Source organism: Janthinobacterium sp. BJB401 (assembly GCF_013372745.1).
Lineage (GTDB): Bacteria > Pseudomonadota > Gammaproteobacteria > Burkholderiales > Burkholderiaceae_D > Janthinobacterium > Janthinobacterium rivuli.
The window spans coordinates 35,208-55,227 of record NZ_JABXFH010000010.1 but is presented as its reverse complement, the minus strand read 5'-3'; the positions used below and the strand labels follow the sequence as shown (position 1 = coordinate 55,227).

24 protein-coding genes are annotated in these 20,020 nt (G+C 57.8%); 21 read left to right on the top strand and 3 right to left on the bottom strand.

Translation table 11 applies throughout. The features are described from left to right. Positions 1-14: 14 nt before the first annotated feature. From HWE17_RS09240 to HWE17_RS09205, 8 genes are all read left to right on the top strand, one after another. Complete coding sequence (locus tag HWE17_RS09240) at positions 15-518, top strand: head completion/stabilization protein (RefSeq protein ID WP_035825633.1); 504 nt, start codon at positions 15-17, stop codon at positions 516-518. Further along, positions 518-727: a tail protein X gene (locus HWE17_RS09235; RefSeq protein ID WP_035825631.1), complete on the top strand. Its 210-nt coding sequence runs from the start codon at positions 518-520 to the stop codon at positions 725-727. Before HWE17_RS09240 ends, HWE17_RS09235 begins: the two co-directional genes overlap by 1 nt. A gap of 65 nt (positions 728-792) precedes the next feature. Further along, positions 793-1,164 carry a hypothetical protein gene (locus HWE17_RS09230; RefSeq protein ID WP_035820867.1) on the top strand — a complete coding sequence of 124 codons (372 nt, stop codon included), beginning with the start codon at positions 793-795 and terminating at the stop codon, positions 1,162-1,164. Positions 1,165-1,172: 8 nt separating this feature from the next. Continuing rightward, positions 1,173-1,724, top strand: a complete 552-nt coding sequence (locus HWE17_RS09225; protein WP_200880315.1) for a glycoside hydrolase family 108 protein — start codon at positions 1,173-1,175, stop codon at positions 1,722-1,724. After that, positions 1,721-2,233 carry a lysis system i-spanin subunit Rz gene (locus HWE17_RS09220; protein WP_035825629.1) on the top strand — a complete coding sequence of 171 codons (513 nt, stop codon included), beginning with the start codon at positions 1,721-1,723 and terminating at the stop codon, positions 2,231-2,233. Before HWE17_RS09225 ends, HWE17_RS09220 begins: the two co-directional genes overlap by 4 nt. Further along, positions 2,217-2,705 carry a phage tail protein gene (locus HWE17_RS09215; RefSeq protein WP_035825628.1) on the top strand — a complete coding sequence of 163 codons (489 nt, stop codon included), beginning with the start codon at positions 2,217-2,219 and terminating at the stop codon, positions 2,703-2,705. Before HWE17_RS09220 ends, HWE17_RS09215 begins: the two co-directional genes overlap by 17 nt. Continuing rightward, complete coding sequence (locus HWE17_RS09210) at positions 2,702-3,169, top strand: phage virion morphogenesis protein (RefSeq protein ID WP_035825627.1); 468 nt, start codon at positions 2,702-2,704, stop codon at positions 3,167-3,169. The genes HWE17_RS09215 and HWE17_RS09210 overlap by 4 nt, the downstream gene beginning before the upstream one ends. Positions 3,170-3,428: 259 nt before the next feature. After that, complete coding sequence (locus HWE17_RS09205) at positions 3,429-3,734, top strand: hypothetical protein (protein ID WP_152598866.1); 306 nt, start codon at positions 3,429-3,431, stop codon at positions 3,732-3,734. A 25-nt stretch (positions 3,735-3,759) separates the two neighbouring features. On the opposite strand, the gene HWE17_RS09200 is transcribed toward HWE17_RS09205, so the two are convergent. After that, entirely contained in the window at positions 3,760-4,698 is a 939-nt protein-coding gene (locus tag HWE17_RS09200; protein ID WP_152598865.1) for a hypothetical protein, read from the bottom strand. 412 nt (positions 4,699-5,110) lie between these two features. Between HWE17_RS09200 and HWE17_RS09195 the strand changes: the two genes are divergently transcribed. The 13 genes from HWE17_RS09195 (at position 5,111) to HWE17_RS09135 (ending at position 17,218) form a co-directional block, all read left to right on the top strand. Next, complete coding sequence (locus HWE17_RS09195) at positions 5,111-5,755, top strand: phage baseplate assembly protein V (protein ID WP_035825625.1); 645 nt, start codon at positions 5,111-5,113, stop codon at positions 5,753-5,755. After that, positions 5,752-6,096, top strand: a complete 345-nt coding sequence (locus HWE17_RS09190) for a GPW/gp25 family protein (protein ID WP_035825622.1) — start codon at positions 5,752-5,754, stop codon at positions 6,094-6,096. Before HWE17_RS09195 ends, HWE17_RS09190 begins: the two co-directional genes overlap by 4 nt. Continuing rightward, positions 6,093-7,004, top strand: a complete 912-nt coding sequence (locus HWE17_RS09185) for a baseplate J/gp47 family protein (protein ID WP_176388570.1) — start codon at positions 6,093-6,095, stop codon at positions 7,002-7,004. The genes HWE17_RS09190 and HWE17_RS09185 overlap by 4 nt, the downstream gene beginning before the upstream one ends. Continuing rightward, complete coding sequence (locus HWE17_RS09180) at positions 6,997-7,617, top strand: phage tail protein I (RefSeq protein ID WP_176388569.1); 621 nt, start codon at positions 6,997-6,999, stop codon at positions 7,615-7,617. The genes HWE17_RS09185 and HWE17_RS09180 overlap by 8 nt, the downstream gene beginning before the upstream one ends. Further along, complete coding sequence (locus tag HWE17_RS09175; protein ID WP_176388568.1) at positions 7,614-9,491, top strand: phage tail protein; 1,878 nt, start codon at positions 7,614-7,616, stop codon at positions 9,489-9,491. Before HWE17_RS09180 ends, HWE17_RS09175 begins: the two co-directional genes overlap by 4 nt. Before the next feature lie 9 nt (positions 9,492-9,500). Then, a complete protein-coding gene (locus HWE17_RS09170; RefSeq protein WP_176388567.1) occupies positions 9,501-9,986 on the top strand; it encodes a hypothetical protein in 486 nt (161 codons plus the stop codon). 42 nt (positions 9,987-10,028) lie between these two features. Then, the gene (locus tag HWE17_RS09165) at positions 10,029-11,204 is read left to right on the top strand and encodes a phage tail sheath protein (protein ID WP_176388566.1); all 1,176 of its coding nucleotides are present in this window, start codon (positions 10,029-10,031) and stop codon (positions 11,202-11,204) included. Positions 11,205-11,260: 56 nt separating this feature from the next. Next, positions 11,261-11,770 carry a phage major tail tube protein gene (locus tag HWE17_RS09160; RefSeq protein ID WP_070313746.1) on the top strand — a complete coding sequence of 170 codons (510 nt, stop codon included), beginning with the start codon at positions 11,261-11,263 and terminating at the stop codon, positions 11,768-11,770. A 38-nt stretch (positions 11,771-11,808) separates the two neighbouring features. After that, positions 11,809-12,117, top strand: coding sequence for a phage tail assembly protein (locus tag HWE17_RS09155; RefSeq protein WP_070313745.1), 309 nt, complete (start codon positions 11,809-11,811; stop codon positions 12,115-12,117). A gap of 8 nt (positions 12,118-12,125) precedes the next feature. Then, entirely contained in the window at positions 12,126-12,239 is a 114-nt protein-coding gene (locus tag HWE17_RS09150; protein ID WP_071653863.1) for a GpE family phage tail protein, read from the top strand. Between the two features lie 75 nt (positions 12,240-12,314). Further along, entirely contained in the window at positions 12,315-15,326 is a 3,012-nt protein-coding gene (locus tag HWE17_RS09145; RefSeq protein ID WP_176388565.1) for a phage tail tape measure protein, read from the top strand. Between the two features lie 15 nt (positions 15,327-15,341). Next, on the top strand, positions 15,342-15,950 hold the full coding sequence (locus HWE17_RS09140) for a phage tail protein (RefSeq protein ID WP_176388564.1): 609 nt from the start codon (positions 15,342-15,344) through the stop codon (positions 15,948-15,950). Then, positions 15,947-17,218: a phage late control D family protein gene (locus HWE17_RS09135; RefSeq protein WP_176388563.1), complete on the top strand. Its 1,272-nt coding sequence runs from the start codon at positions 15,947-15,949 to the stop codon at positions 17,216-17,218. Before HWE17_RS09140 ends, HWE17_RS09135 begins: the two co-directional genes overlap by 4 nt. Before the next feature lie 60 nt (positions 17,219-17,278). Here HWE17_RS09135 and HWE17_RS09130 read toward each other — a convergent pair whose 3' ends face one another. Both HWE17_RS09130 and HWE17_RS09125 read right to left on the bottom strand, forming a co-directional pair. Next, complete coding sequence (locus tag HWE17_RS09130; protein ID WP_176388562.1) at positions 17,279-18,274, bottom strand: DUF4062 domain-containing protein; 996 nt, start codon at positions 18,272-18,274, stop codon at positions 17,279-17,281. Positions 18,275-18,795: 521 nt separating this feature from the next. Next, positions 18,796-19,992, bottom strand: a complete 1,197-nt coding sequence (locus HWE17_RS09125) for a RelA/SpoT domain-containing protein (RefSeq protein ID WP_176388561.1) — start codon at positions 19,990-19,992, stop codon at positions 18,796-18,798. Positions 19,993-20,020 lie beyond the last annotated feature (28 nt).

The window sequence follows — 20,020 nt, the reverse complement described above, 5'->3', positions numbered from 1 at the left end:
TTGAAAGCGCCCGTATGTCCTTCATGGCCCTGCCCCCGTCAACCCAGCCTGGCACCGCCCCGGCGCCGCCGGCGCCTGCCGCCGGCATCATCGAGAACGACGGCTGGTTTCCCGACATCCTGCTTACCGATATGCGCGACGCCATGCGCCTCGATGGCACCGTCACCGACGCGCGCCTGGTGCAAGCCGTGGTCGATGCCATTTTGCACGTCAACCGCGAGCTGGCCGACTGGCAGGGCAAGCAGGCCGCAGCCGGTATTGCCGCCCTGGTCGACGTGCCGGCCACGCGCATCAACCGCGAATCCCGCCTGGTGGCGCAGTACCGGCGCGCCGTCTACAGCACGGCCAAAGCCGATCTGATCGAACGTTACCGCGACTACGACAGCACGGCCACCTCCGTCAGCGACAAGAAAAGCATGGAATGGCTGGACGAGGCGCCCGGCGCGCAGCGTCGCAACGCGCAATGGGCCATCGCCGATATGGTCGGCCGCACGCACCTCACCGTGGAATTGATCTGATGCAGGTGCGCACGCGGCAGCACGACACGGTAGACGCCCTGGTGTGGCGCTACCTGGGCGACGGCGCGGGATACGTCGAGCACACCCTGGAAATGAATCCCGCGCTGGCGCGCCACGGCGCCGTGCTGCCGGCGGGCCTGGTCGTCACCCTGCCCGAGCCGACGCCCAGCACGGGCCAGCTTGCTGACATCGTGCAGCTATGGGACTGATCCTGGCATTCACCCTTTTATCCATCATGAAAAATCTATCTAACTTTACCCCGGAGAATCAAGCAATGTCCGCAGAATCGTTTGGTGGTTTCGCCACCCTGGTCAAACTGTACGGCTTCAAGGCCGCGCTGGGCATGGTCGGCGCCGCCATGCTGTACATCGTGCTGCCGCCGTTGAACAGCGACGGCACCTTCAACAAGGGCGAATTCGTCGCCCGCCTGGCCTGCGCGGGCGTATTCTCGTGCCTGCTGGGCGGCACCGTGTACCAGCTCCTGTGCGCCCAGCTCCCCGCCATCGGCGCCATGGTCAACGCGTCCGCCATCGATCTGATCGTCGGCGCCCCCGGCTGGTGGGTATCGCGCGCCGTGGCCCTGTGGTTCCAGCGCCGCAGCGACAAGGACATCGCCGAGCTGGTCAAAGACGCGAAGGAGCATTGATGGTCACCATGGAAAACCCACTCATCGCGCGCATCATCGACGCCATCTTGCGCGCCGAAGGCGGTTATGTGAACGACACGCAAGACAAAGGCGGCGAAACCAATTACGGCATCACCGTGGCCGTGGCGCGCGCCAACGGCTACACGGGGCCGATGCGCGACCTGCCCGTGGCGGTGGCGCGCGCCATCTACACGGCGCGCTACATCACGGAACCCAAGTTCGACCAGGTGCTGGCTCTGCATGCCGGCATCGGCGCCGAACTGATCGACACGGGCGTGAACATGGGGCCGCACCGCGCGGCCGAGTTCCTGCAGCGCTGGCTGAACGGTTTCAATGACACGGGCGCACGCTATCCCATCCTGGTTGTCGATGGCCACCTGGGCGAACAGTCCCTAGGCGCGCTGGCCGCCTTCCTGAAATGGCGCGGCCAGGACGGCGCGGCCGTGCTGCTGCGCGCCTTGAACGGATTGCAGGCGGCGCGCTACCTGGAAATCACGGAAGCCAACAAGACCCAGCGCCGTTTCCTGTTCGGCTGGATCAAGGAACGGGTGGCCATGTGACCGCGACCACATGGCGCCCGCTGGCCGCCTGCCTGCTGTGCGGCGCCCTGGCGGGCTGGATGGCGCAGGGCTGGCGCAAGGACGCCAGCATCGCCGAACTGCAACGGCAGGCGGCCACCAGCAAGACCACCGCCGCCACCGCACTGGCCCAGGCCACGGCCCGCGTGCTCTCGCTGGAGCGCGCGGCCGGCGCCGCCCTGGCGCAGCGCGCCGACCACCTCACCCAGGAGCAAACCCATGCGAAAACTGAACGCGACCATTTCAATGCTGACGTGCGCAGCGGCGCTGTGCGCCTGTCAATCCCCATCGCCGGCGGCCAGTGCGCCGCAACTGCAGATACCTCCGCTGCCGCAGGCCATCGCCACCAAGCGCGCGCCGAACTTGACCCGGCGACTGCGGCAGCTCTTGACGCCATTGCCGGCGACGGCGACGACGCCACCCGCCAGCTGAACGCCTGCATCGACGCCTACAACACCGTGCGAGACACCTACCATGTACAAACCGAATAGCCTGCGCCAGCACTTAGCCGCCGCCATCCCCGACCTGCAGCGCGACCCCGACCGCCTGCTGGTTTTCGCCGACGAGGGCAACGTGGTGGCATCGGCCACCGCCTCCCTCTCCTTCGAATACCGCTTCAAGCTCAACCTGATCGTCACCGATTACGCGGGCGACGCCGACGCCATCATGGTGGCCCTGATCGCCTGGCTGAAAGTCCACCAGCTCGACCTGATGGCCAACGAGGAAACGCGCAAGCACGGCATCGCCTTCGAAGTCGATTTCAACAACCATGAAACGGTCGATATCTCGATCAAGCTGGACCTGACCGAACGCGTGGCCGTCAAGACCGGCGAGGCCGGCCGCCTGGACATCAAACACCTGGCCGAGATACAGCACATGCCGGCCTACGCGGACGAGTTCTGGAAGCTGTATAACGGCGACACCCTGCTGGCCGAATGGCGCACGCCCGAGGCCACGCCATGAGCGGCGACCTGCACGCGCTGGAAGCCTGGGCCGGCGCGCTGCTGGCCAAGCTGCAGCCAGCCCAGCGCCGCGCCATCAATCACAAGGTGGCCATCGACCTGCGCCGTAGCCAGGCGCAGCGCATCAAGGCCCAGCAGGGGCCGGATGGCACAGCCTACCCGGCGCGCAAGCGGCGCAAGGAATTCAAGGGGAAGAATGGACGGATCAAGCGGCAGAAGGCGGCCATGTTCGCCAAGATTCGTACCGCCAAACACCTGAAAGTAAAAGCGACCGGCGACCAGATAGAGGTCGGCTTTTTTGGCTGGGTGGCGCGTGTGGCGCATGTGCATCAGTTTGGCCAGCGAGACCGCTTGTCGAAAAAAGGGCCACTGCACAAGTACCCGGAGCGGCCGCTGTTGGGCTTGAATGAACCGGATCGGACGTTGATACGCGAATCGTTGCTGCGTCACATCGAAAAAAGCTAAGATACTCCAATGTAAACTTCAACTGACATTAGTTATCAAATGAGTTAAAGTTGTGTCGCATTGAACGCACCCAACCACCATTGGCATATAGGAAAGTTATCATTGAAATGGCTATCAATTATGATACAGCCTTAAAACATCACATCAAATAACTACTGAACATAAGTCGCACAGTCAGCATTGCACCATAAAAATATCAATCCCACAATAATTATAAAATTTATTAACTTACAACAATACCGAAAAGCAAGGATATCTTATGAAACGCGTTTTTTGTGCTACGGCGCCAGATGGAGAAAAATTTGATACTTTTTTGAGTATTGGCATTCCGCAACGTATGTCGGAAAACCATTGGAGCTGTGAGGTTTTTATAGATAAAATATTTAACGAGCCAAAAAATGTCGCTGGAGTCGATAGTTGGCATGCCATGCAACTAGCTATGAATATGATATATATGGAATTGAGAATACGTAAAAAATTTGGATGGGGTTTCTCTTGGTTTGACGGAGAGGAAGATGATCTTAAAAGCTTACTTCCCCCACTAGGGCAAAAAGCAGCCGATTAGATCCATCGGCTGCCTTTCAAAAAATTTAATAATATTTAGCGTAACATTCGTTCTCAAGATTGTACCAATATGCGGCCATAGCTTTTTCGAAGCACATCCGCGTACGATTTGCATTTTTGAGACCAACACATCCTTGAACCATTATTCCCCAAGTACGATAATATCCTGCAGTACAAGCAGCCATGCCAACAGGATCTCGAGCTTTTAAGATGTCGCTTGGGGCAACTCCACTTGGCAATGGGTCAGGCACTTGTAATGGGTCACCAAAGATAACTGGAACTATTACGAACCCACCTCCATCGAATGGTGAGTCAGGAAAAGGAGCAGTAATTTCAACTATTGGAATTTCAACATCAACTTCACGCTGTATTGAAATTTCACAGTTTCCCTTGATGCATTTTGAACTAGTTGGCATGGCATCCGAAGACAACTCCAATTCATTGGCAGCGGCGTACACGCGATTCAAGAAACTATTTGCAACGCGTTGGATGTAATTTTTTCTAACTTTTGTCGAACTAAAGACTAACGAAGGAATTCCCGTACGCTTTCTATCAAATGTAATATCTACCCCATTGTAGTTTATCAATCCTACACTTTTGCATCGAACCGATAAATATCGGCCTTCCGCAACACAAAAACTAACGGCTTCGTTAGTAAATGCAAGCCAACTTGCATCATACTTCTGACTAAAATTTCCAAATACTATTTCCGTTACCTTCCCGACCTTTTCCGGAATTTTTACACTTTCACATATCGCTGATTCTTGCCCTGAAAGACATAGTGCAACAACATTGTTTCCCGAATACTGCCCTGTATACCTATCGATGATTGGTTGCGGATTTTGTGCAACACTTGAAATTACAATATCTTGCAGATCTCCCTCTCGCTCATCCAATGAATTAGCAAGCGCACTTGAAAAGATAATATCTAAAATTACAATTAACACAACTAATATAGTTTTCACTCACTCTCCTTTGGCTTTCATTTTTGACAAACGAAAATTTATAGTACCTTACTATTGGATATCAAAAAATCACCAAAAATCACCGAACCAACATTTTCTCATGCAAAAAATAAGGTAAATTTAAATTTTTTCCTCTTAAATTACGCAAGTCAACCAAATAAAATATCACTTCGAAATTATTAAATCTTAATTTGAAATTTTTACGAAATTCATCTAAAAATGCCGCCCTGAACATAAATTCTATTGTGATAATAGATTATCAATGATGCTTCGTACGGGAAAAAATGACGGGGGATAGTGCATGAATATCAAGGAAATTCTAGAGGCATATCAAAGATTTCCATAGTCGCTAAGCCGCATATCAACCCGCCCCCGCGTGCATCCGAACGCGGACTTCGGCAACATGCACTGCATGAACGCCGACCTGTCCGACCTCCTCCGCTTGCTGCAAAACCTGATCCGCCTGGGCACCATCGCCGAGGTCAAAGGGGCCAAGGCGCGCGTACGGCTCGGGCCGACGCTCACCACCGAATGGCTGAAATGGGCCACGCGGCACGCCGGCAACACGCGCACCTGGTCGGCGCCGACAGTCGGCGAACAGGTGATCGTCTTTTCGCCGGGCGGAGACCTGACGCGCGGCATCATCCTGCCAGCGCTGTACTCGCAGGCGTTTGACGCGCCCGAAGCCAGCAACAGCATCCACACCACGCATTACCCCGACGGCGCCGTGGTGCAGTATGACCATGCGGCCCATGCCCTGACGGCCACGCTACCCGGCGGCACTGCCATCATCACCGCCGACAAGGTCACGTCGAACGCACCGAGCACCATTTGCACGGGCGACCTGATCGTCACGAAAAACCTGATCGTCAACGGCGCCACCGCCCTGAACGGCGGCGTGAACGCCAAGGCTGGCGCCGCTGGCGGCGTGGCCATGGCCGTGCAAGGGACGATCAAAGCCAGCGAAGACGTGCTGGCCGGTGCCATCAGCCTGGCAAAGCATCCGCACGGCGGCGTCCGGGCCGGCAGCGACCAGTCGGGCGGGCCACAAGCATGATGGGCATGCACGCCGCCAACGGGCGCAGCCTGACGGGCCTGGGCCACCTGCGCCAGTCGATAACCGACATTCTCACGACGCCAATCGGCTCGCGCATCCGGCGCCGACGCTATGGCTCCGAAGTGCCCGAGCTGATCGACCAGCCCCTGAACAGCGCGACGCAATTGCGCATCTACGCGGCCACCGCCTTTGCCCTGCGCCGCTGGGAGCCGCGTTTGCAGCTCGCCAGCGTGCAGCTCACGCGCGACACGGACGGCGCCATCGCCCTGCTGCTCGACGGCACAGCGAATGGCCAGGGCATCACCCTGTCCGTGCCCGTCAAGCAAGGCGGCGGCGTATGAGCACGCCCATCGACCTGACCCAATTGCCCGCGCCCAGCGTGGTCGAAGTGCTGGACTTCGAAGCCATCCTGGCCAGCCGCAAGACGCACCTGGTCAGCCTGCTGCCGGAAGCCGAGCGCGCGGCCGTCACGGCCCTGCTGGAGCTGGAATCGGAACCGGCCACCAAACTGCTGGAAGAGAACAGCTATCAAGAAACCATCCTGCGCAACCGCGTCAACGAGGCGGGCAAGGCCGTCATGCTGGCCTTTGCCCTCGACGGCGACCTGGACCAGTTGGGCGCCAACGTGAACGTGGCGCGCCTGGTCATCACGCCGGCAAATCCCAACGCTCTGCCGCCCGTGGCCGCCGTCATGGAAGACAACGACGCCTACCGCCTGCGCATCCAGGAAGCGCCGGACGGCCTGTCCGTGGCCGGCCCGAAAGCGTCCTACGAATTCCACGCCCGCAGCAGCGACGGCCGCGTCAAGGACGCGAGCGCCACCAGCCCGGCGCCGGCCAGCGTCACCGTCACGGTGCTGGCCAATGATGCCACCGGCATCGCTAGCGCCGACCTGTTGGCCACCGTGGCGCGCGCGCTTAACGCCGAGGAAGTGCGCCCCCTGGGCGACCGCCTGACGGTGCAAGCCGCCCAGGTCATCGACTACCAGATCGAGGCCACCTTGTTTATCGGCGTCGGCCCGGAAGTGCCGATTCTGCTGGACGCCGCGCACGCCAACGCCGTGCGCGTGTCGCAGCCGCGCCGCCCGCTGGGGCACAGCATCTATCGTTCCGCCTGCAGCGCCGCCGTGCACGTCGAGGGCGTGCGCAAGGTCGTCTTGACCAGCCCGGCGGCGGATATTGAACTGAACGCCACCCAGGCCGCGCGCTGCACGGCCATTAAGCTCAATGTCGTGGTGCTCGATGAATAAGGTTGTGCCGACCCTGCCGCCCAATACCACGGCGCTGGAGCGCGCCATTGCCGTGGCCTGCGCCGAGCTGGTCAACGTGCCCGTGCCGCTGCGCGATCTATGGAACGCCGACCGCTGCCCGGTCAACTTGTTGCCGTTCCTGGCCTGGGCCTGTTCCGTCGACCGCTGGGACGATGCCTGGCCCGAATCGATCAAGCGCGGCGCCATCAAGGCGGCCTATTTCATCCACAAGCACAAGGGCACGATTGCCGCCGTGCGCCGCGTGGTGGAGTCCCTGGGCTATTTGATCCGCATCACCGAATGGTGGCAGACCACGCCACCGGGCGTGCCGGGCACGTTCCGCCTCGACGTCGGCGTGCTGGACACGGGTATCACGGACGCCATGTTTCAGGAAATGGAGCGCCTGATTGCCGACGCCAAACCCGTTAGCCGTCACATGACGGGCCTGGCGCTGTATCTGGAAACTCGCGGCACGGTTTACACCGGCATTGCCGCGTACCACGGCGACGTCATGACCGTGTATCCGTGGATCGCGGAAACCATCGAAGTGCGCGGCACGCTGTTGCAGGCCGGCGCATCCCATACCATCGACACCATGACCATCTATCCATGAGCACATATTTCGCAATTCTGACCCAGGTGGGCGAGGCCAAGCTGGCCAATGCCATCGCCCTGGGCCAAACCCTGAAACTCAAAAAAATGGGCGTAGGTGACGGTAACGGCACCCTACCGGTTCCCGACCGAGGACAAAAGGCGCTTGTGCGCGAGGTGCACCGCGCCGACCTGAACAAGCTGGACAAAGACCCGGACAACACCAGCCAGATCATTGCCGAGCAAGTCTTGCCCGAGAATGTGGGCGGCTGGTGGATGCGCGAACTCGGCATTTATGACGAGGCAGGCGACCTGTGCGCCGTGGCCAACTGCCCGCCCAGCTACAAGCCACTGATGGCGGAAGGTAGCGGCCGCATGCAGGTGGTGCGCATCGTACTGATCGTCGCCAGCACGGCCGCTATCGAGCTAAAAATCGACCCGTCCATCGTTCTGGCCACGCGCAAGTATGTCGATGACCAGGACATTACTGTGCGCGCCTACAGCGACGCGCAACTGGCCAAGCATCTGGCCGCTGTCGACCCGCACCCGCTCCTGGCAAAAGTCACCTACGTCGATCAGCAGGACACCAGCGCACGCACCTACGGCGACCAGCAACTGGCCAAGCACCAGGCTGCTGCCGACCCGCACCCGCTGCTGGCAAAGGTCACCTACGTCGATCAACAGGACACCAGTGCACGCACCTATAGTGACCAGCAACTGGCCAAACACCAGGCGGCCGCCGACCCGCACCCGCTGCTGGCAAAAGTCACCTACGTCGATCAGCAGGACACCAGCGCACGCACCTACGGCGACCAGCAACTGGCCAAGCACCAAGCTGCCACTGACGCGCACCCGCTCCTGGCAAAAGTCACCTACGTCGATCAGCAAGACGCCAGCGCGCGCACCTATGGCGATCAGCAACTGGCCAAGCATCAGGCGGCCGCCGACCCGCACCCGCTTCTGGCGAAGGTCACCTACGTCGATCAGCAAGACGCCAGCGCACGCGCCTATGGCGATCAGCAACTGGCCAAGCATCAGGCTGCCGCCGACCCGCATCCGCTGTTGGCGAAGGTCGCCTACGTTGATCAGCAAGACACCAGCGCACGCACCTACGGCGACCAGCAACTGGCCAAGCACCAAGCTGCCACTGACGCGCACCCGCTCCTGGCAAAAGTCACCTACGTCGATCAACAAGTCACCAGCGCGCGCACCTACGGCGACCAGCAAGTGGCCAAGCACGCAGCGGCTACCGATCCGCATCCGCAATATAAACCGAAAGCTGGTGAAAATTTATCCGGTTTAACTCAACTAAATAGCACAGCAACCATCACGCCGGTCCAATGCGCCGGGATGATCGAGTTTTTTGGCGCAGGTACATTTAGCGTGAATTTGCCATTGATATCGACGCTGCCCAATGGACAGATTGTCGAGTTCGCTAATTTTTCCGGGGGAATCGTTAATCTGTTACGGCAGGGAGCAGATTTTATATTCGTCAATCAATCGGCCCCACAGGTATCGCTGACGATGGCGCCTGGCGATACCTTGCGATTAATCGCCACGACTATTGGCTGGATGGGCATAGGCGGCAGCGCTCAGTTACAGTTTTCGTCGTCGTTTTCATCGTCATTGACGCCTAATGGCTATAAGCAGTTGCCCGGAGGATATATAGAGCAATGGGGAGTGGCATTGGTATCTGCTGCTAACGTCGCGACGCCTGTGACATTCCCTATCCCCTTCACATCCGCAGTTTTACAGGTTGTCGCCGTCATGGCCGGGGCGGCTGCGCCCGGCGCAATTGCAGGCACTGATTTTCAGCCTGGCGCAACTACGCAGTTTAGTTTATTCCAGGGCTCGGCCTCTCAGCAGCCGATGCGCTGGCGTGCAGTCGGCAAATAACAAGGAACGATGATGAGTTTGAAAATCAGGTATTCGGAAATGACAGGTTCATTTTATCCACTCGATATCGATTACGGGGACACTCTGCCCACCGATGCAATTGCGGTCGATTGGGCAGATTTTGACACAGCGATGAAGCGACCGCTCGGCCACACATTTCATTTTGTCGATGGGCGGCTGATCATTGCCGCGCCGGAACCAACGCCATTCGCCGACCAGGCCGCAGCCTATCTCGGCGCGGTTCGCGCCAGCCGTGACGACATATTGAATCGTATCGCTGGCGTCGGATTTGCGGCCATGCAATCAGCTGACAGCGAACTGGTACAGGCAGTCATCGCCGCACGCCAGGCATTACTGGATATCACCACCGTCCCGAACGTAGTTGCTGCGACAGATAGCGACGCACTGGCGGCGGCAATCCATGACGCCTACCTCGCCATTATCGAGAGCGCGCCTGAGCGGCTGCTCCCGGCGTTCACCTCAGGAATTGCCTGAGCCATATTGATCATTTTCTAAATACCACTGACAGGAGTAACCATGCCCACCGACTACCACCATGGCGTGCGCGTCATCGAAATCAACGAGGGTTCGCGCCCGATCCGCACCGTATCCACCGCCGTGCTGGGCCTGATCGCCACAGCCGACGATGCCGACCCGGCAGCATTCCCGCTCGACACGCCCGTGCTCGTCACCAACGTGCTGGCCGCCATGGGCAAGGCCGGCAAGACCGGCACCCTGTATCGCGCGCTGGAAGCCATCGCCGCACAAACCAAGCCCCTGACCGTCGTGGTGCGCGTGGCCGAAGGCGAAACGGAAGCGGAAACCACCACCAATGCCGTGGGCGGCGTGTCGCCGGACGGCAAATACCTGGGCGCCAAGGCGCTGCTGGCCGCGCAAAGCAAGCTGGGCGTGAAGCCGCGCATCCTGGGCGCGCCGGGGCTGGACACCCAGGCCGTCACCAATGCCCTGGCCAGCGTGGCACAGCGCCTGCGCGCCTTCGTGTATGCGTCGGCCTATGGCTGCGCCACCGTCCCGGCGGCCATCGCCTATCGCGGCCAGTTCGGCCAGCGCGAAGTCATGATGATCTGGCCGGACTTTGTCGACTGGAACACCGCCACCGATGAAGAAGCCAGCATTTCCGCCGTCGCCTACGCCATGGGCCTGCGTGCCAAGATTGACGAGGAAACGGGCTGGCACAAAACGCTGTCTAACGTGGTCGTCAACGGCCCGACCGGCATCACCAAGGACGTGTTTTTCGACTTGCAAGACCCGGCCACCGATGCGGGCGTGCTCAACGCCAAGGAAGTGACCACCCTGATTAACATGGGCGGCTATCGCTTCTGGGGTTCGCGCACCTGCGAGGAACAGGGCGGCTTCTTCTATTTCGAAAGCTACACGCGCACGGCCCAGGTGCTGGCCGACACCATCGCCGAAGCGCATTTCGCCTATGTCGACGTGCCCTTGCACCCGTCCCTGGTGCGCGACCTGCTGGAAAGCATCAACGCCAAGTTCCGCGACCTGAAATTGCAGGGCTACATCATCGACGGCCACGCCTGGTATGACGAGCAATACAACGACAAGACGGGCCTGAAAGACGGCAAGCTGGCCATCGATTACGACTACACGCCCGTGCCGCCGCTGGAAAACCTGAAATTCCAGCAGCGCATCACCGACCGCTACCTGGCCGACTTCGCCTCGCGCATCGCTGCGTAATCGCTATCACCACCCTGCCCGCGCCAGCGCGGGCGCATTGAAATACTGGAGAAATTATGGGACTGCCCCGCAAACTGAAAAATTTTAACTTGTTCCAGAACGGCGTCTCTTTCATGGGCATGGTGCCCGAAGTCACCTTGCCCAAGCTCAGCCGCAAGATGGAAGAGTACCGCGCCGGCGGCATGAGCGGCCCCGTGTCCGTTGACTTCGGCAACGAGGCGCTGTCGCTGGAATGGAGCGGCGGCGGCCTGATCGCCGAAGCCCTGAAACAGTACGGCGCCCACGCGCACGGCGCCGTGCAACTGCGCTTTGCCGGCGCCTACCAGGAAGACGATGAGGGCACGGTTGCCGCCGTCGAGGTCGTCGTGCGCGGCCGTTACAAGGAAATCGATATGGGCGGCGCCAAGATGGGCGACGACACCACGCACAAATACACCATGGCTTGCAGCTATTACAAGCTGATGATCGACGGCGCCACCGTCATCGAACTGGACTTCATGAGCGGCACCGAGAACTTCGGCGGCGGCGACACGAATGCGGCCATCCGCAAGGCCATCGGCCTGTAATCCCCTTTTACTTACCACCAAACCACAAGGAAACCACAATGAACAACGATACCCAAAACAGCGCCGTCATCGAACTGGACGAGCCGATCAAGCGCGGCGACACCTTCATCACCTCGCTCACCGTGCGCAAGCCCAAAGCGGGCGCCCTGCGCGGCATTTCCCTGATCGAGCTGGCCAACCTGAACGTGTCGGCCCTGCAGATCGTGCTGCCGCGCATCACCGAGCCAACCTTGACCGCACACGACATCGCCAACATGGACCCGGCCGACCTGCTGGCCGTGGGCGCCGAGGTGGGCGGTTTTTTGGCGAGCAAAGCAGATCGCCTTTCGGTATCCCCGGCGAAGTAGAAGACGCCATGGCCGACATTGCCGGCGTCTTCCACTGGACGCCGGCAGCGATGGACGGCTTTACGATTGATGAACTGATGGCCTGGCGCGAACGCGCCCGGCTGCGAAGCGGAGCGGAATAGATGGCTGGTCGGGATTTGAAACTACAGGTGGTATTTGCGGCACTGGACAAGATTACCGGCCCGCTGAAAAAAATCATGAGCGGTTCCAGCAACACGGCCAAGGCGTTGAAAGCGACCAGCGACCGTTTGCGCGAGCTGAACACCCAGCAGAGAAACTTGGGGAAATTCCGCGAACTGCATAGCGGTATCAATGCGACGCGTACCAAGCTGAAAGAAGCGCAAGACAAACTGAATGATCTTGCTGCGAAAATGAAGCAGACCACGACGCCCACGCGCGCTCTGACGCGCGAATTTAACGCGGCAGTCAAAGTCACGCAGGCATTGACGCTGAAAGGCCGCGAACAAAGCCAGCAATTCCGCGTCCTGCGTACCAGCCTAAAAGACGCAGGCATCGATACGCGCCAACTGGGCAAGGCGCAGGAGTGGTTAAAAAACAGCATCCAGCTGACGAACGTTGAACTGGCTTCGCAACAAAAGCGCCTGGCCGCCTCTGCCGCCAAGCAGCAGCGCGTCACCAACGCCACCCAGCATGCCGACAAGCTGCGCAACAAGGCGGGCAACATGGCCATGGCCGGCGCTGGCGCCACCGCCACGGGCGCCGTCATGGGCGCGCCCGTCATCAAGGGACTGAACGAGGCCAAGCACTATCAAACGGAAGTGGGCCGCGTCAACGCCCTGGGCCTGGGCGACAAAGTGTCAGCCGAGGCCGTTGCCTTTGCGCGCAACATGAAAACCTACGGCACCAGTCAGCTCGACAACCTGCAGCTCATGCGCGACGGCATGAGCGCCTTTGCCGACGTCCACCACGCGGAAATGGTCGCCCCTACCCTGGCCAAGATGAAGTTTGCCAATCACGCCTTCTTTGGCGAGGCCGAAGGCGTCGACAACGAACGCAAGTTCATGGACATGCTCAAGGTGATCGAGCTGCGCGGCGGTCTGGAGAGCAAGGAAAAGTTCGAAGCCCAGGCCAATATCGTGCAGCAGGTCATCACGGCCACGGGCGGGCGCGTCGGCCCGAATGAATGGCTGAACATGATCAAGACCGGCGGCATCGCGGCCAAGGGCTTGAAAGATGACGCCTTTTACTACCAGATGGAACCGCTGGTGCAGGAAATGAGCGGCAACCGCGTCGGCACGTCGCTGATGAGCGCCTACCAGAACTTGTACCAGGGCCGCACGACGAAGCGCTCTGCCAGGAAGCTGGAAGAGTTCGGTCTGATTGGTGACAAGAGCAAGGTCAAGCACGACAAGGCCGGGCAAGTCTCGTTCCTCGATCCCGGCGCGCTGCTGGGCGCCGAGCTGTTCCGCGAAAACCAGTTCGAATGGCTGGAAAAGGTGCTGTTGCCGCAACTGGCCAAGAAAGGCATCACGGAAAAGAAACAGGTTCTCGATGCCATCGGCAGCATCTTTTCCAACCGCACCGCGTCGAACCTGTACTCGCAGATGTATTTGCAGCGCGTGCAAATCCACAAGAACGAAAAACTCAACCGTGGCGCCGCAGATATTGGTCAACTGGACAAGCTGGGCCGCGACTCGGCCGCCGGCAAGGAACTGGAGGCGCAGTCAAAGCTGGCCAACTTGAAACTGACCATGGGCGAGAAAATCCTGCCGCTGTACGCCCAGGGGCTGGAGCTGGCCATCAGCGCCGTGCAGCGCCTGAATGGTTTCATGGAACGCAACCCGACCGTGGCCAAGGTCATGATTACGGCCTTTGCCGTGCTGGCCGCCCTGATGCTGGTACTCGGCCCGCTGATGCTGGGCATTGCCGCCATGATCGGCCCATATGCCATGCTGCACGTCATGTTCGCCAAAATCGGCGTGACGGGCGGCGTGCTCACGCCCATCCTGCGCGGCCTGGGCGGCGCCTTCATGTGGGCCGGCCGCGCCGTGCTGTGGCTGGGCCGCGCACTTTTGATGACCCCGATTGGCATCGCCATCACGGTCATCGCCAGCGCCGCCTTCCTGATCTACAAATACTGGGAGCCGATCAAGGCTTTCTTCGGCGGCCTGTGGTCAGACGTCAAGGCGGCATTCGCCGGCGGCTTTACCGGCATCAATAGCCTGATCGCCGACTGGTCACCGCTGGGTCTGTTCTATCGCGCCTTCGCGGGCGTGCTGGGCTGGTTCGGCATCGCGCTGCCGGCCAGGTTCACCGATTTTGCGGCCAGCATCCGGGGGCGCTTCGCCAAGGGGCTGGCGCCGCTGGCCGGCTTCTTTACCGGCATCTGGTCGCAGATCAAGACCGCCTTTGCCGGCGGCATTGGCGGCGTCAGCGCCCTGATCGCCAACTGGACACCGCTCGCCCTGTTCTATCGTGCCTTCGCGGGCGTGCTGGGCTGGTTCGGCATCACGCTGCCGGCCAAGTTCACCGACTTCGGCGCCAGCATCCTGCAGCGCATCACCGCGTCCTGGGCGCCTATTTCTGCCTTCTTCGCGGATATCTGGTCGCGCCTGCGTACCGTCTGCGCCGGTGGCATGGGCAGCATCACGGCCCTGATTATCAACTGGTCACCGGTCGGCGTGTTTTACCAGGCGTTCGCGGGTGTCATGAGCTGGTTCGGCATCAAGCTGCCGGCGCAGTTCACCGAGTTCGGCGCCAACATCCTGCGCGGCCTGGTCAACGGCATCACCGGCTCCATGGGTGCCGTCAAGGATGCCATCAGCAATGCCGGTTCCAGCACCATTGCCTGGTTCAAGGAAAAGCTGGGCATCCACAGCCCAAGCCGCGTGTTTGCCCAGCTCGGCGACTACACCATGCAAGGCCTGGCCGTGGGCCTGGACCGCAGCGAGGGCGCGCCGATTGCCAAGGTTTCCGGCCTGGCGCAGCGCCTGACGCAATTGGGCGCCGGCATCGCCATCGGCACGGCGATCGCCCTGCCGGCCAGCGCCTTCGACACGCGCGCCCCGCTGCCCGTGGGCGGCTTTGGTGCCGGCATGACCATCCAGGGCGACAAGATCGAAATCACCTTCCATGTGCAAGCCGGCACCGATCCCCAGGCCATCGCGCGCGCTGTGAGCGTAGCGCTCGATCAGCGCGACCGCGAAAAGGCGGCACGCATCCGCTCGTCCCTGCGCGACCACGATTAAAGAAAGAAGCACACCATGATGATGATTTTAGGAATGTTCGTGTTCAGCCTGCCCACCCTCGCCTATCACGAGTTGCAGCGGCAAACGGAATGGAAGCACGCCAGCACGGCCCGCGTGGGCCTGCGCGACGCGCACCAGTACGTGGGGCCAGGCGACGACACGATTACGCTGTCGGGCTGGGTGGCGCCGGAACTGACCGGCTCCCTGTATTCGCTCGATGCGCTGCGCATGATGGCCGACACGGGCAAATCGTGGATTCTGATCCAAGGCACGGGCCGCATACTCGGCTCGTACCGCATCACCAGCATGACCGAGGGGCGCACCATCCTGGACGGCAGCGGCGGCGCGCGCCGCGTCGAGTTCTCGATTACGCTCAAGCGCGACGACGACGGCGTGCTGGCCATGGTCGGCCTGGGCGACATCGGCGACTTGAAAAACATGCTCAGCATCGACGGCATGACCAGCAGCATCGCGGGCGCGGCCAAGAATGCCGTGGGCAGCGTGGTGGGCAACGTGGTCGGCGGCATCACGTCGAAATACGGCGGCGTGGTCAGCGAGATGAAAGACAAGATCGGCGGCACCATCAGCGGCGCCATCGGCAGCGCGGCGGACAAGTTCAAATGAGCGAGCATATCCCCGCCTTCAAGGTCAGCATTGAGGACAAGGATTTGACGGCCATCGTTTCACCGCGGCTGATCAATCTGACCTTGACCCTGTGCCGTGGCGACGAGAGCGACCAGCTCGACATTTCCCTGGATGACAGCGACGGCAAACTGGCCCTGCCGCCGCGCGGCGCGCAGATCGCCCTGGCACTGGGCTGGCAAGCCACCGGACTGGTGGATATGGGCAAGTTCACCGTGGACGAGGTGGAGCACAGCGGCGCGCCCGACACCATCACCCTGCGCGCCAGGTCGGCCAACCTGATCGACACGTTTAAGCAGCAGCAGGAGCACAGCTTTCACAAGACCACCCTGGGCGCCATCATCGAGGCCATCGCCTTTCGCAACGAGCTGGCGTCGGGCGTGTCGGCGCGCCTGCGCGACACCGCCATCGAGCACATCGACCAGACCCACGAAAGCGATGCGGCCTTCCTGCGCCGGCTGGGCAGGAAATACGACGCGGTGGCCACCGTCAAGAATGACACCCTGCTGTTCATTCCCATCAACCAGAGCCGCACCGCCAGCGGCAAGGCGCTGCCCGTCATCCCCATCACGCGCGCCCTGGGCGACGGCCACCGCTACCACAGCGCCGAGAGCGACGCCTACACAGGCGTGCGCGCCTTCTGGCACGACGAGCGCTACGCGCGCCGCCGCAGCGTGGTGGCCGGCGTGCCCGGCAACAGCAAGCGCCTGCGCACCACCTTCGCCAACGAAACCGACGCGCGCGCAGCGGCCGTGGCCGAATGGCAGCGCATCCTGCGCGGCCTGGCCACCTTTGAAATGAGCCTGGCCCTGGGCAACCCGGCCGTGTTCCCGCAATCGCCCGTGACCGTGACCGGCTTCAAGCCCGAGATCGACGCCACCGAATGGCTATCGGTCAAAGTCACGCACAGCCTGGGCGGCAACGGGTTTACCACGCGAGTGGAATTTGAGACGAAAACGGAAGCGGTCGAGGCTGAGCGCGAGGAAGAGAAAGACCCGGACGAAGGTATCACGGGCGTGGTGGCAAGGTGGAAGGACGTGGCGGCGAAGAAGAAAAAATCGGGGCAGGAGCAAGCCGGTGCCAAGGGCACGCTCAAGACGCTGGAGCATCTTTACAAGAGCAAGCAGGCCGCCAAGCGGGCGGCGCTGCATGCGTGGAAGCGTATCGAGGAAGTGCGCGACATAATCGGAGAGAACAGCGAGGAACCCTGGAAACCTACGCAGGCTGTGGCCAGCGGAAAAACGATGTGAATGTATCTCATTTACCTACGCTCAACGGTAGCTTTCGCCTGCGGGTATTTATTAGGATTTCTAGCGCTGTTGAGCTCTTACACTCAGCATGTGCTTTTCTCCTTTGGGGGTAAGTCGCCAATACCTTTCTCTATCAGCTACCGCTCTCTTTTTTATTCCAGGCGCTATATATCCCAATGCCTGAAATTGCACCAATATTTTATCCTCTACAACATATGGAATAACAATTTCTTTAAATGAATTTAATTTTTGCAAATCAATTGACATGCTATGAAAAAAGCATAGCGCACAACGCTGAATCATCTCTCTGTCTGTGCATTCTGCACTCATATTTGCCCCAAAATAAGAAAGCAATTCATCCCATGAGCATTTCAAAATTAAATTCTCCTTTTTTCCAGCTGCATCCTTTTTTAAATCACAACTAAGATACACTAAATCTGCTCCTTGCGAGAGATGTGATATATCTTCTCCATCAGACACCATGACGGCAGCTAATTCTAGCTGTGCAACTTTGGTACGTAATTCATCAAGTTCTCGAAGCATATCTGAGGAGGCAGCATAGCGCCCCGGTATCCAACCTGGAGATGGATGACGCTTCTTGAGCTGAACCAAGCTACGAGATACTTTTCCACCCAAATCTTCTGCCGATGTCCAAAATTTACAGTGTTTAGCCTTAGCTTTTTCCTTAAAAACATCGAGCTTAGCTTGAATTTCTGGATTCTTCTCCGTAACGGTAGAGGGCAACGAATCTGAGTTTTCATGTAGGAAAACTAAAATTGGTTTGCCTGTATCCACAGCATAATCAAACTCCATTTCGGTATAGCTAATCCCAGAAGATGAAACCGAACCATATTTTCCAGCCACTAACAGCATGTAATAATCGCAACCATCTATTACTTCTTTAATTAAACTCCAAGCATCTTCGTCTGTGGCCGGGAAGAGTTCCATCCCGGCAGGAATACAGTCCAATTCTAAAAGAGCATGAATTACCGCTTTGCGCTGTTCAACTAAATCTTTATATGTAGACGATACGAAAACCTGGTGCTTTATATCCATACCCTTACCCTATTGAATTAAAAATTTACAACCTTATAATTATTAAAATATATTTATTTTTATTGCACTAAATTAATGAGAAAACAAATGTCGATACAGAGTCATCATTATTCGCCAGTCGCGGCCGATCTAGTCAGCATAGCATGTTGCTAGTGCAAAAGTATTACGATCAGAATCGCCGCGCCGCTGTTGCCCCAAAAGTGGCCATACAATCCGGCGTGCCAAGCAGCATTTTTATCGTTCTTGGGGGCATGAATTGTAATTAGGAGGCCGCAATCAAAGGTTCGAGGGTCAGGGGTTTGAGGGGCAGGTCTGCCATTCCGACACAGGCCCAGCTATACGAATCCCCAAGCTGAAGTCTCTGCGTAAGTTCAAAGTCAAAATGCATACGCAGCATAGTTAATAGTGCCGTATAAACAATTAGTACAACACAGTTTTCTGTGAGTCTAGACACCAAGGCTAAGATCGTGTCCGAATGGCAGACCTGACCCCGTTACCTTCGTAGATTATTATTTAAGCGGCTAACTTTCTGGATTCTTAAATCTACGTACTAGTTTATCCAGATCGGAATCATGGTTCTTAACCAACTTGGCGAAATATTCACTTGGAGTCAAAGTAGAATTATTGCGATCTACAACTTTCTTCTTTTCACTTTCCAAACGTTCCTCTAAGCTGGTAGAAGATTTTCCATTGTTTGTTAAAGCCAAAAGCTTCGCCAGAGACGTTTGAAAACTATCACCTCCTATGACTGAAGTAGTTGGCCTTACAGATTTCGATATTTCTGGCTTTCCGACGATCGCGATGCGCGCAGAACCTTTTGAACGCTCTATTTCTCGTTTCAAATTAATAATTTTCTCTTTATCGGATTGGCTAATATCTTTCGCTCGACTTAGCTCACCAGCAATTTTCTCCATTTCTTGGTACGCCTCATCTCTATCTGACTGAGCTGCATTTAATTCGGCTTGAATTATCGCACTTTCCTCAGCGTATTCCTTAATGGAAAGAACCATACCTTTAACGAAAGTACCCATTTCATCAGCGCTTCCTGCTAATCTGTTGAAAATCGCAAGAAATGATTTAACTGATTCATCTTTTGAAAAATTTGGATAACGAATTTTGTGATCAATTTCGCTCCAACCTTCTTCAAATATGGTGCGAACCTGGACCTCCGCAAGCACTCGATTTTTCATCGGCGAACTTTCTAGAACATAATGTACAGATCTATAGCCCGCCGGATGCTGCTTAACCTTGAAACCATTCTTTTTTGAAAACTCAGCAGTTGGACGATCATCTCCCTCACGAATATATATAACTGGCGTTTCAATTGTCAGCCATTTTTCTCGAATGGAGGAATCTATAGCCAAATATTCATCCTTAAAAAGATGTAAAGCTCGAATTCCAATTAAATCAGTAACTATAATAAAATAATTATCTACATTGATATCTTCATATTTTTTTTCTTTACTGGCACGTTTTCTGACGATTTTCTCTAGCAAATGGTAAGTTTCCTTTAAACGCCATCGAACAGAATGAACACCGGGAAATGTTTGAATGATGCGAGCGAAGAACTCGGCGGAACGACTTAGAATCTCGTGATTTTTCTCGAAATCATTAGCTATATCGCACAATATTTTCCAATCACATTCACTTTGTTCCCAAGTATCGTCATTTATTTTATGCTGAGATTTAAATTCCTCGAAAGATAATTTTTTTTCCATACATTTCCCACATAAAATAAAGCATCAA